The organism is Fuerstiella marisgermanici, assembly GCF_001983935.1.
Taxonomy (GTDB): Bacteria; Planctomycetota; Planctomycetia; order Planctomycetales; family Planctomycetaceae; genus Fuerstiella; species Fuerstiella marisgermanici.
Genome location: NZ_CP017641.1, coordinates 7,632,729 through 7,645,158 on the forward strand (window position 1 = coordinate 7,632,729; position 12,430 = coordinate 7,645,158).

General features: G+C 54.5%; 8 protein-coding genes and 1 tRNA gene. All 9 read right to left on the minus strand.

Annotated features, from left to right (window positions below; translation table 11 throughout):
• Positions 1-98 precede the first annotated feature (98 nt).
• Entirely contained in the window at positions 99-4,412 is a 4,314-nt protein-coding gene (gene rpoC, locus Fuma_RS28660) for a DNA-directed RNA polymerase subunit beta' (RefSeq protein ID WP_083732398.1), read from the minus strand.
• 205 nt (positions 4,413-4,617) lie between these two features.
• Positions 4,618-8,340 carry a DNA-directed RNA polymerase subunit beta gene (gene rpoB / locus Fuma_RS28665; RefSeq protein WP_077027136.1) on the minus strand — a complete coding sequence of 1,241 codons (3,723 nt, stop codon included), beginning with the start codon at positions 8,338-8,340 and terminating at the stop codon, positions 4,618-4,620.
• Between the two features lie 323 nt (positions 8,341-8,663).
• Positions 8,664-9,083, minus strand: a complete 420-nt coding sequence (rplL, locus tag Fuma_RS28670) for a 50S ribosomal protein L7/L12 (protein WP_077027137.1) — start codon at positions 9,081-9,083, stop codon at positions 8,664-8,666.
• 119 nt (positions 9,084-9,202) lie between these two features.
• On the minus strand, positions 9,203-9,718 hold the full coding sequence (gene rplJ, locus Fuma_RS28675) for a 50S ribosomal protein L10 (RefSeq protein ID WP_077027138.1): 516 nt from the start codon (positions 9,716-9,718) through the stop codon (positions 9,203-9,205).
• A 130-nt stretch (positions 9,719-9,848) separates the two neighbouring features.
• Complete coding sequence (gene rplA, locus Fuma_RS28680) at positions 9,849-10,553, minus strand: 50S ribosomal protein L1 (RefSeq protein WP_077027139.1); 705 nt, start codon at positions 10,551-10,553, stop codon at positions 9,849-9,851.
• Between the two features lie 75 nt (positions 10,554-10,628).
• Complete coding sequence (gene rplK, locus Fuma_RS28685; RefSeq protein WP_077027140.1) at positions 10,629-11,054, minus strand: 50S ribosomal protein L11; 426 nt, start codon at positions 11,052-11,054, stop codon at positions 10,629-10,631.
• A 109-nt stretch (positions 11,055-11,163) separates the two neighbouring features.
• Positions 11,164-11,730 (minus strand): transcription termination/antitermination protein NusG, encoded by a 567-nt coding sequence (gene nusG, locus Fuma_RS28690; RefSeq protein ID WP_077028615.1) that lies wholly within the window; start codon positions 11,728-11,730, stop codon positions 11,164-11,166.
• 140 nt (positions 11,731-11,870) lie between these two features.
• Entirely contained in the window at positions 11,871-12,305 is a 435-nt protein-coding gene (gene secE, locus Fuma_RS28695; protein ID WP_077027141.1) for a preprotein translocase subunit SecE, read from the minus strand.
• A 50-nt stretch (positions 12,306-12,355) separates the two neighbouring features.
• Positions 12,356-12,428, minus strand: a tRNA-Trp gene (locus Fuma_RS28700).
• Between the last annotated feature and the right edge of the window lie 2 nt (positions 12,429-12,430).

Sequence of the window (12,430 nt, forward strand, 5' to 3'; positions counted from 1 at the left end):
AAATTGAATCGGGCACTCTACTGGTGCCTGGTTTAATCGTCAACCTTGTGTTGCAGCATTCAGCGTTTTTCGCAGCGTTGGTGCCGCTGCTGTCGAAATTAGTCGTCAGGCGTCAAATCGGCCAGTGATGGGGCTCGCGGACGCTCGTCGTCATCATCCCGTCGTCGAGCGATCAGGTCCGCGTCGGACAGCATGTTGTCGCGAGCGGCCATAATGCGAGCTTTGGCTTCTTCCTGCTCGCGGATCGCGTCGTCGTGGATGCGAACGTGAGCTTCCTGATGAATGTGGAACCCGGTTCCGGCCGGAATCAGGTGCCCCAGAATCACGTTTTCCTTCAAACCAACCAAATTGTCGACTCGACCACCCAAAGCGGCTTCTGTCAGGACCTTGGTCGTTTCCTGGAAACTGGCTGCCGAAATGAAACTTTCACTCTGCACGGACGCCTTCGTAATACCCAACAGCTGTGGTGTAGCCTTGGCTGTTCGAGGCTTCGTGTACTGAGCCGGGTTGGAGACTTCCGCGTTTACTTCTTCGACTTCAGAGATCAGGACCATGTCATCGATCTGGTATTCCGTGTCGCCCGGATCTGTGATGCGACCCTTCACACCAAGCGCGTCGTTGACCCGCTGAAGTTCGAACTTATCGATCAGGACGCCAGGCAGCAGGTCGGTATCGCCAACGCTTGAGATCTTGACCTTGCGAAGCATCTGAGCGACGACGATTTCAATGTGCTTATCGTCGATTTCCACTCGCTGAGCACGATAGACGTTTTGGATCTCGTGCAGCAGGTACTGTTGAACTTCTTCCGGCCCGCTGACTCGCAGAATGTCCTCAGGGACAAGTGGTCCACGAACAAGTGCGTCGCCTGCGACTATGATGTCGCCGGAATGCACCAGCAACTGCTTGCCGTGTGGAATGATGTGTTCGACTTCTGTGCCGTCTTTGCCGCGGACCACGACAATTCGCTTGCCGCGTTTTTTCTCGGCCATCAGTTCCACTTCACCGTCGATTTCTGCGACGACGGCCGGATCTTTGGGGCTGCGAGCTTCGAAGAGTTCCGTGACTCGCGGCAGACCACCGGTAATGTCCTGCGTTCCGGCTGAATCTCGAGGCGTCCGAGCGACGATGAGGCCGGACGAAATCTGGTCCCCATCCTTCACCAGCAGAGTTGCCCCTTCCGGCAGGTAGTAGAAGTCCAGAATCGTGCCAGCTCCGTCCTCCACGATGACTTGTGGATGCAGACCACCACGATGCTCTGTAATCGTTCGCTGGATGTTACCGGATGCTTCCTTTTCAGTTCGCATCGTCTGGCCTTCGACACAATCGTCGAGGCGGACTTTACCGCCAACCTGCGAAATAATCGGCACGGCGTGCGGATCCCAGTTACAGAGGACTTCACCGCCCTGCACTTCCTGGTCTTCCATCACCTGCAGAATGGCACCGTTAGGAACCGTCTGCTTTTCGACTTCACGACCCTTGGAATCGACGATACTAATTTCGCCGTTGCGGCCGAGTACCACTGGCTTGCCATCGGCGTTCAGAACGCTGCGGATACGAGTGAAGCGAATACGCCCGCCACGCTTGGCCAGCAGCTCACTCAGTTCCGTACCCATCTGGGCAACCCCACCAATGTGGAACGTACGCATCGTCAGCTGTGTGCCGGGTTCGCCGATACTCTGAGCAGCGATGATACCGGCTGCAAGTCCCTGCTCGACAAGGTCACCCGTTGAAAGGTCCATGCCGTAGCAAAGCTGACACATTCCCAGTGGAGCGTCGCAGGTCATTGGGCTACGAACCTGGATACGTTCCAGGCCCATCGCTTCGATCTTACGAGCTTTCTCAACCGTGATCAGTTCGTCTTCACGAACGATGACCTCGTCTGTGATCTGGTTAACAATGTTCGTTCGGCTGACTCGACCTCGAATCGAATCTGCCAGGCCGACTTCAACCTTTTCGCCGCGATACACAACACCGCGAGTCAGGCCTTTGGTCGTGCCGCAGTCGTGGGTTGTGATGACCATGTTCTGGCAGATGTCTGCCAGCTTTCTGGTGAGGTATCCACTGTCGGCCGTTTTCAAAGCTGTGTCCGCCAGACCTTTTCGAGCACCGTGAGTCGAGCTGAAGAATTCCAGAACCGACAAGCCCTCGCGGAAGTTCGACTTAATTGGCGTTTCGATGATCTCACCACTCGGCTTGGCCATCAAACCACGCATGCCGGCCAGCTGCTGCATCTGACCGACACCACCACGAGCACCAGAACTGGCCATCAGGTAGATCGGATTTACGTAACGGCCTTCATCGCGGACGTCGTGTTCGAGCTGATCCATCATGCTCTTCGTAATCTCTTCACGAGCATGCGTCCAGATGTCAAGCACCTTGTTGTAACGTTCCTTCTCGGTGATCAAACCGCGTTGGAAGTTCTTCATCAGCTTGAGAACTTCTTTTTCGGCGTCGCCGATCACCTGCTCCTTGTTTGGGGCAGTCTTCAGGTCGCTGGCACCAAAGGACAGTCCACTGTCTGTCGACGCTTCGAAGCCGCACTTCTTCATGCGGTCAAGCAGTTCGATCGTTTCACGACGACCGAGTTCCAGGTAGCAGTCAGAAATGACCGTCGCCAGGTCTTTACTCTTCATCGTGATGTTGTAGTACGACATGGCCGACGGCAGTACGTCGTTAAACATCGCTCGACCTGGCGACGTTTCGATCAGGCCACCCTGTCGATATCCCTTGGCGCCGTCGCCCTTCATGCGTTTGTCTTTTGGCATACGCAATTTCACGGTGGCATGACGTGAAACCTTGCCCTGTTGGAATGCCATAAACAGTTCGTCGGTCGACGAGAAAATCATCCCTTCGCCGCGATGGCCTTCGCGAATCATCGTGAGGTAGTAGCAACCCATCACGATGTCCTGAGACGCGGTGATAATTGGATCGCCGTTAGCCGGGCTGAAGATGTTGTGTGTCGACATCATCAGAGTCGTGGCTTCAACCTGAGCTTCGATCGACAGTGGCAGGTGGACCGCCATCTGGTCGCCGTCGAAGTCGGCGTTGAAGCCTTTGCAGGCCAGCGGATGCAGGCGGATCGCGTTACCTTCCACTAGTACCGGCTCAAACGCCTGAATACCGATGCGGTGCAACGTCGGAGCTCGGTTAAGAAGAACCGGATGGTTACGGATCACTTCGTCCAGAATGTCCCACACATCTTCGTCGCGACGTTCCAGCATTCGCTTGGCGCTCTTGATGGTGTCGGCGTGGCCGAGTTCCTTCAGGCGGCGAATGACGAACGGCTGGAACAGTTCCAGAGCGATCTTCTTGGGTAGACCACACTGGTGAAGTTTCAGTTCGGGGCCAACGACGATCACACTACGAGCTGAATAGTCGACTCGTTTACCAAGCAGGTTTTCGCGGAAACGACCCTGCTTACCTTTGATCATGTCCGTCAGCGACTTAAGCGGACGATTGGATGACCCCAAAACCGGACGCTTACAGCGATTGTTGTCGAACAATGCGTCGACCGACTGCTGCAACATGCGTTTTTCATTGCGGACAATGACTTCCGGCGCGTTCAGGTCGACCAGCTTTTTCAGGCGGTTGTTACGGTTGATGATGCGGCGGTACAGGTCGTTCAAGTCGCTGGTGGCGAAGTTGCCGGAATCCAGCAGAACCAGCGGTCGCAGGTCCGGTGGGATAACGGGGATCACGTCCAGCACCATCCACTCGGGACGGTTGTCACTGTCGCGCAAAGCTTCAATGATCTTCAGACGCTTGATCAGGTCTTTGGTTGTTGACTGGCTGCGAGTCGTTGCCAGTTGAGCGCGCAATTCGTCTGACGATTCGCTGAGCTTCATTTGCAGCAGCAGCTTCTTGATCGCTTCGGCACCCATGCCGATTTCGAAGGCATCTTCACCGTAATCGCGGCGAGCCTGACGCGCTTCGTCTTCGGTCAGCATCTCGCACATTTTAAGCGGCGTTTCGCCAGGATCGACGACCACGTAATCCTGGAAGTAGACGACTTTCTCAAGTGAGGTCGTCTTCATGTTCAACATCGCACCCAGGCGACTGGGCATTGACTTGAAGAACCAGATGTGAACGACAGGAGCAGCGAGTTCGATATGCCCCATGCGCTTGCGACGAACGCGACTGTGAGTGACTTTCACTCCACAGCGGTCGCAGATCATGCCCTTGTACTTCATGCCGCGGTACTTGCCGCACGCACATTCCCAGTCTTTTTCCGGTCCGAAAATTCGTTCGCAGAACAGGCCGTCACGTTCCGGGCGATACGTTCGGTAGTTGATCGTTTCCGGCTTCTTGACTTCGCCGAAAGACCAACTGCGAATGTCATGAGGGCTGGCAAGGCCGATCTTGACAGAAGCATAATCATTGACTCGATCGAAAGTGGTTTCACTTACGCTCACGTCCCGACTCCTCAACACCTGATGTTTGAATGATCGGCCACCAATTGAATGCTGGCCGCTAAAGTTCTGGTTGCTCGCGAGGTCGCCATTCGGAACATGCTGTCCGAACGCTGTATCACTGCCGTCGCGTTGGCTGGCCTGAGTTTTACAGACTCAGCGAAAGACCAGGCAGCGCGACGACAGCGCTGCCCGCATTCGGACTCGCCTAGTGGTTCGTTTTTTCCAGCTGCAGATTCAGGCACAGGCCGCGAATCTCGTTGTTCAACACGTCAAAACTGGCGGGTGTGCCGGCCTCAAGCGTATTCTCACCCTTCACCATCGACTCGTAGATCTTGGTACGACCTTCAACGTCGTCGCTCTTCACCGTCAATAATTCCTGAAGGATGTAGGCGGCCCCATAGGCTTCGAGTGCCCACACTTCCATTTCTCCGAAACGCTGACCGCCGAAGCGAGCTTTACCGCCGAGTGGCTGCTGCGTAATCAGTGAGTATGGACCCGTCGCTCGGGCGTGGACCTTGTCGTCGACAAGGTGATGCAGCTTCAACATGTAGATGTTGCCGACTGTCGTCTTCTGTTCCATCACGTCGCCAGTTCGCCCGTCACGCAGAAAGGCCTTGCCTTCCTCCGGCAGGTCGGCTTCTCGTAACGCCGCACGAACCTCTTCTTCGGTCGCACCGTCAAACACAGGACAGATGGCTCGGTAGCCCAGCTTGCCGGCCGCCCAGCCAAGATGAGTCTCAAGAATCTGGCCGACGTTCATTCGGCTGGGAACACCCAGCGGGTTCAGAATGATGTCGATTGGTGTGCCGTCTTCCAGGTACGGCATGTCTTCGACAGGCAGCACCTTCGAAATCACACCCTTGTTCCCGTGGCGTCCAGCCATCTTGTCGCCGACGGAGATGTGACGCTTGGATGCAACATAGACCTTGACCATCTGCAGCACACCACTCGGCAATTCGTCGCCTCGCTTCATGCTGTTCAGACGGTGGTCTTCGTCGTCGATGACAACCTCAACGGCAGGCCATTCTTCCTTGATCAGTTTGCGAGCAGCCGTCTTCTTCTGAGCGCTGCGAATGTCCAGCCCTTCAAAGTAGCCGAGGAATCCGCGGGCGAATTCGGCGACAGCTTTTTCGTCTTCCAGCGTGCCCATGTCGCGGCCATCCGGGTCGGTCAAAGCGTCTCCCAGTTCCGCCTTCATGGATTTGGCGAATGTGCGGAAGACTTCCGTGATCCGGGCGTCGCCTTCCTGCTCAACCTTTTTCAGTTCATCTTCGAACTTCTTACGCTCGATGTCCGAAAGGCTCATGCGACGAGAAAAGCGTTCGGTGTGAATCACAATTCCGCCGACACCGCTGGGGACCTCCAGCGATTCATTCTTCACATCTTCGCCCGCTCGACCGAAGATCGCGTGCAGCAGCTTTTCTTCCGGTGTCAGCTCAGACTTGGCTTTTGGTGATACCTTGCCGACCAGAATGTCGCCAGGGAGCACGCGAGTACCAATCCGCACGATTCCGTCGTCATCGAGGTGGTGCAGTGCCTTTTCGCTGACGTTGGGGATGTCACGAGTGAACTCTTCCCGCCCCAGCTTGGTTTCGCGAATTTCCACGTCGAACTCATCCAGGTGAATGGACGTGTAAACGTCTTCCTTCACAAGGCGTTCGGACAGAATAATAGCGTCTTCGAAGTTGTAGCCAGACCACGACATGAAGGCGACCATCACGTTTCGGCCCAACGCGAGTGTGCCTCGCTTGGTTGCCGCACTGTCGCACAGCAGTTGACCGGCTTTCACCTTGTCGCCGACGGAAACGATTGGCTTCTGGTTCAGGCAGGTGCGTTCGTTTAGACGCACGAACTTTCGCAGCGGAAATCGACGGCCATCGATTTCGATGTTATTAGCATCGACGTAGGTCACAGTCCCGGCTTTTTCCGCCCGCAGCAGCATGCCTGAATGCTGAGCCACGTAATCTTCCATCCCGGTACCGACCACAGGTCGTTCCGTGATCAGCAGCGGCACAGCCTGCCGTTGCATGTTTGAGCCCATCAACGCTCGGTTTGCATCGTCGTGCTCAAGGAACGGAATCAACCCGGCAGAGACTCCAACCATTTGGCAAGGAGCAACGTCAGTGAATTCTACTTTCGCTTTGGGAATCCAAACCACGTCGCTCTTGTAACGAGCCAGTACCAGGTCTGCGACGAGCGCACCGTCTTTGATCGGCGTATCCGCTGGAGCCACGTGCACGAACGATTCTTCGTCGGCTCGCAGCCACACGACTTCGTCCGTCACTTTACCGTCGGTGACTTTGCGATACGGGGTGATCAGAAAACCGTAATCGTCAACCTTGGAGAAGATTCCCAAGCTGGAAATCAGTCCGATGTTCGTGCCTTCCGGCGTTTCGATCGGACAAATTCGACCATAGTGAGAAATATGAACGTCACGAACTTCGAAGCCCGCTCGTTTACGGTTCAGGCCGCCTGGGCCGAGAGCACTTAAGCGACGCTCGTGAGTCAGCATGGAAAGCGGATTCGTCTGGTCAACGACCTGAGACAATTCGCTTCGACCATAGAAGAAATCGATCGCCGCCGAAACACTTTTCGGATTGATCAGTGTGCGCGGCGTCATGCCGTCGACTTCCTTCAGGCTCATGCGTTCCTGCACCGTGCGACGCAGCTTCAAGAAGCCCTTACGGATTTCGTCTGCAGCGAGCTCATCGATCGTGCGCAAGCGACGATTTCCGAGGTTGTCGATGTCGTCAATGTGCGCGGTTTCATCATTCAGACGCAGTCGCATCAGATAACGAATGGCGTTGATGAAGTCTTCAGGACGCAAGGTCATTTCGTCATCAGGGACTTCCTGATTGAACTTGCGATTGATGCGGAATCGACCAACTCGACCGAGGCGATAACGGTTCAGGTCAAAGAATTTTTCTTTGAACAGATCGGCCGCTTTGTCCAGATTCGGTGGGTTGCCTGGGCGTAGACGCTGGTAGATCCGAAGAAGTGCTTCTTCGTGAGTTGCCGTGGTGTCCTCAGCCAATGTGTTCAGAATCAGCGGATCCTCTACATCAATGGCAACTTCGATCGACTTCAGGCCAGAAGCCAGCAGGGCCTCGACCATGACTTCCGTCAGCTGGCAGCCGGCATCGCACAGGATTTCACCGGCCAGATCATGCTGTTCCGGATAGACAATGTCCTCAACAACCCATTGGCCCAGCAAGGTCTTGGGATCAGACTTTGAAGTGATCTTCAACTCTTCTGTATTGTGATACAGTCGGATCAATGCCGCGTCGGACGAATAGTCAGGTGACATCGCTCGCAGCAGCGTTAACGCCGCGAACTTTCCGCTCTGGTCGATTCGAACAGCGACGGCATCCTTCTTCGTGCAGATCAACTCGATCCAGCTACCACGCTCAGGAATGATACGGCACGACTGCGTCTTTCGGTCGCTGCTGGCCGTTTCTTCGGCCATGACAAAGTCCACGCCGGGTGAACGATGCAACTGGCTCACGACAACTCGCTCAGCCCCGTTGACGATGAACTCACCCCCGCCAATCATGATGGGAATATCGCCGAGGTACACTTCTTCTTCGACCGGCTGCTCTTTGATAAGTCGCAACCAGACTCGAAACGGCATGCCGTACGTCAACCGAAGTTGACGACATTCAGCCGGCGTGTAACGAGGTTTTCCCAGCTCGTATCGAACGTATTCAAGACGAAACTGCCCGTCGTAACTTTCGATCGGGAAGACTTCACGGAGAATCCCTTCCAAACCCTGTTCAAGGCGATCTCTTGATGTGCGATCCAGCTGCAAGAATCGCGCGTAAGATTCAGTCTGAATGCGTGTTAGCGCAGTGATCTCATAGTCAGCCTGAATTTTGCCGAAGTTCCGAACCGTGTCCTGGTCGATAGTACGAACAGAGGGTACTGGCATCTGAGGAAAGGCCTTCCAATTCAACGATTACGAAACAAAATGAGAGGTTCGCCGACCGGCAGAAAGTGAGCGCGCGACAAAAGACACTTGCTCTTCGTAGAGCAACTGCCTTGGCGTCACCATATTTCGATGGCAGATATGATTTTATAACCCAGTCAGCCGTCGACCAAATTTCGAAAGCACCGTCCATTACAAACGCTGCCAGTTTAACAGCAGAATTGTAACAGTACGGTACGTACAAGGCTAATCACGAGAAGGCTGAGGCAGCCGAAGCTGCCTCAGCTTCCCAGCGAAGCTTCAACACAGAGCCGAAAAGGCCCGCGTTACTTGATCTCGCAGGTGCCGCCAGCACCTTCGATTTCTTCTTTCAACTTGTCGGCGTCTTCTTTTGAAACGCCTTCCTTGATTGCCTTTGGGGCACCTTCGACCAGATCTTTGGCTTCTTTCAGCCCCAGACCAGTCGCAGCGCGAACTACCTTGATGACGGGAATCTTGTTTCCGCCATCGCCGGTGAGAACGACATCGAATTCGGTCTTTTCTTCGGCCGCTCCGCCGCCATCGCCGTCGCCACCACCAGCGGCAGCCATCATGACGGCTCCCCCACCAGCAGGCTCGATGTTGTGAACTTCTTTCAGATAGTCCACAACCTTTTTGGCTTCCAGCAGAGTCAGGCCGACAATCTTGTCGCCGAGGTCTTTGGTTGCCGCATCAAATTCTGTTGCTTCTGCTTCAGCAGTTGACATAAGTCATTACCTTTCGTTTCTGTAAAGAAGCTACCGCCAGAAGAGAGGATCTCTTCGTAACTGATTCATGCCGAGATCGGCTAAACTTGCTCAGACTGAACTGCCAGTCTCAGCCGCGACTAATCTTCGTCGCCCGAGATTTTTTTCAGGCATCCAGCCAGCTGGCCGCCTGGTCCTTGCATGGCCCCTGCCAATTGACGCCCTGGAGCGAGCATCAAACCAGCCAGCTCACTGATCAGTTCGACACGCCCCGGACTCTTGCTCAATGACTCAACACCCGCTGCATCCAAGCCCTGACCTTCAACCGTTGCACCCTTGATCGCCAGCCCTTTTAGCTGCTTCGACCATTTTGTGATTTCTTTTGACAGGGCGACAACATCTTCGCCTCCCCACATCAAGGTCGACGGGCCAGCAAGGATGTCCTCCAGGCCTGTGATGTCCATTCGTGACAACGCATTGCGTGCGATCGAGTTCTTGACCGTCAACGCAGAAATGTTTGCGTCGCGAAGACCGATACGTAGCTCGTTTGCCGAGATTGCATCCATCTTCGAGCAATCGACGACCAGCATGTCACGATGCTCGCCGATCCGAGACTGAATGTCTTCGATCAGCATGTCTTTTATTTGACGACTCATCTCTTGGAACCTCACCAACGCCAGACGGAACAGCCAGCGTCAAAGCCATGAACCACACGAATGTACGAGGAGACGCTCTCCACTCGTACTTATCTTCTTCATCAAGGCCAACGAACGGCCGAATCTGTACCTAAATTACGACCGAGATAGACGGCATCATCGTTGCGGTCAGGCTCATGTTTCGCATGTAGACACCCTTTGAAGACGATGGCTTCAGGGTTCTTACGAGCTGCAACAGTGCTTCGATGTTTTCCAGCAACTGATTTGAATCGAATGACATCTTGCCAACGATGCAGTGCACGTTTGAGCCAGCATCAACGCGGAACTCAACTTTACCCGCCTTGTATTCTTTCACTGCCGTGGCAATATCCTGGGTCACGGTTCCAGCACGTGGCGAAGGCATCATTCCACGCGGGCCAAGAACTCGTCCAAGTGGGCCAACAACGCCCATCATATCGGGAGCCGCGATAGCGACGTCGAATTCCAGCCAACCGTCCTTAATCTTGTCAGCCAGCTCTTTGCCACCGACAAAATCAGCACCTGCCTCTTCAGCCGCTGCAACTTTGTCGCCCTGAGCGAAGACCAGGACACGCTGAGCCTTGCCGATACCATGTGGCAGAACAATGGAGCCACGCACCATCTGATCAGCCTGCTTCGGGTCTACGCCCAATCGGAGTGCCACTTCAACCGCCTGATCGAAGCCGCACGGCTTAACACCTTTGGGCAGTCCCTTTTCAAGAGACTGCAGTGCTTCTACAGCCGCTTTCAGCTCCAGGGCATCATATTCGGCCGCCTTTTTGGATACAGCCTTCATTCTTTTTGAAATACGAGCCATCACTTTACCTCAAGAGGGTCGTGCCCTCAGATCAAATCAAAACCGCAATCTACTACCCAGCACTGCTAACTGAGTCTAGTCCACCACGTCGATGCCCATGCTTCGTGCCGTGCCGGCGATAACTTTAACCGCCTGTTCGACTGAGCTGGAGTTCAGGTCGGCGTACTTCATCTTGGCAATTTCCGCTAATTGGTCAGTGGTAACGGTTCCCACTTTATTCTTCAGCGGGTTGCCCGAGCCCTTCGCGATGCCAGCCGCTTTTTTGAGCAGGACTGCCGCTGGTGGACTCTTCAGGATGAAGTCGAACGACCGATCGTTGTAAACCGTGATGACGACAGGAACGGTCGTTCCCATCATTTCACGCGTTTGGTCATTGAACTGCTGAACGAACTGGCCGATGTTCACACCGTGCGGGCCAAGCGCGGTACCAACCGGCGGCGCCGGAGTTGCCTGTCCGCCCGTTACCTGAACCTTAATTTGCGTTACTACCTGCTTGCCCATAGCCAGCAATTCCAAACATTCAAATAAAACAGCTGCTCAAAACAACAATTGAGCTTATCGGGTTGCCAGGTTTTCGCGGCTGTGTTGCTCGCGACCACCCTGCTCAAAACTATACCGACTCGACCTGCCAGTGATCTAACTCAACGGGAGTGGACCGCCCGAACACTTCGACCAGCACAGACACCTTACCACTATGTTGATCGATCGCATCAATTGTGCCTTCGAATGCTTCGAACGCACCTTCGCGAATTTTTACTACGTCGCCGACCTCGAATTCAATCTTCACTTTCGGAGCAGAATCGGCGTCTTCTTCTGCTTTGCCGAGCATGCGGTCGACTTCAAACTGCTCCATTGGCATCGGCTTGCCAGCCGCACCCGCGAAGTCACCGACACCGCTTGTGTCTCTTACCAGATACCAGGTTTCATCATTCAGAATCATGTTGATCATGATATACCCGGGAAACAACTTGCGGTTGTGTTCGCGAGCTTTGCCGCTTCTGGTGTCGACCACCTTTTCCGAGGGGATCATGATCTCCCCGAAGCTCTCCTCCAGATCTTCCAGCCTGATTTTTTTCAGCAACGCATCCCGAATCGTGCGTTCCCGGTTCGTTTGAACCTTCAGCACATACCAGAGCTTCTCCTCGGAGGAGCCGGATTCGGGGGATTCATTGGACATCACGCAACCGCCAACATTGAACTTACGAACCACGCCCGAAAACCGAAGCGGGGTATCCTGACTACGAACAGCGCTGATTTCAACCGGCAAACAACTCGGAGTCAGGCTTTTGAAGCACTCAGCCGAAACCGAGAGCCGATTTACTCGTAGTCAATGAAATTAATTAATGAAAAAAACCATCGCCAAACCAGGTCCACGCCAAACAGGAACAGCCCGAGAAACAGCATTGTGACAATCACAACGACCGTCGATTGCATGACCTGCTTGCGTCCTGGCCAAACGACTTTTTCCAGCTCCGACTCCACGGAGATCAGGAAGTCGGCGAACTGCGGAATGTTGACAACGCGGAACGCGACCCAGCAAACAGCAAGGCCAACGGCAAGTGGCACACCAACCCGGATGGGTTGAGTCTGGCCCCCCAGTAAGCCGACAGATAAACTGAAACACCCAAATGCGACCACCATTGCGATCGCCAGGAATGTCACCTGCCGAACCATCCGCCCTTGGGTTGGCTTGTATAAACCAAACCGAAACAGCTCCGGGATTAAGGACGCTGCTGCGCCTTTACTGGACATCCATTCAGACTCTCAGTTAAACGAACTGACGCTACAATTCCGCAGAGAAGCACGGACGGAGGGACTTGAACCCCCAACCTGCGGATTTGGAATCCGCTGCTCTGCCAATTGAGCTACGTCCGTCC

Coding starts and splice junctions, on each gene's coding strand:
- secE (WP_077027141.1), bottom strand. CDS start 12,305: ATGTCCAGTAAAGGCGCAGCAGCGTCCTTAATCCCGGAGCTGTTTCGG.
- rplL (WP_077027137.1), bottom strand. CDS start 9,083: ATGTCAACTGCTGAAGCAGAAGCAACAGAATTTGATGCGGCAACCAAA.
- rpoB (WP_077027136.1), bottom strand. CDS start 8,340: ATGCCAGTACCCTCTGTTCGTACTATCGACCAGGACACGGTTCGGAAC.
- rplJ (WP_077027138.1), bottom strand. CDS start 9,718: ATGAGTCGTCAAATAAAAGACATGCTGATCGAAGACATTCAGTCTCGG.
- rplK (WP_077027140.1), bottom strand. CDS start 11,054: ATGGGCAAGCAGGTAGTAACGCAAATTAAGGTTCAGGTAACGGGCGGA.
- rplA (WP_077027139.1), bottom strand. CDS start 10,553: ATGGCTCGTATTTCAAAAAGAATGAAGGCTGTATCCAAAAAGGCGGCC.
- nusG (WP_077028615.1), bottom strand. CDS start 11,730: ATGTCCAATGAATCCCCCGAATCCGGCTCCTCCGAGGAGAAGCTCTGG.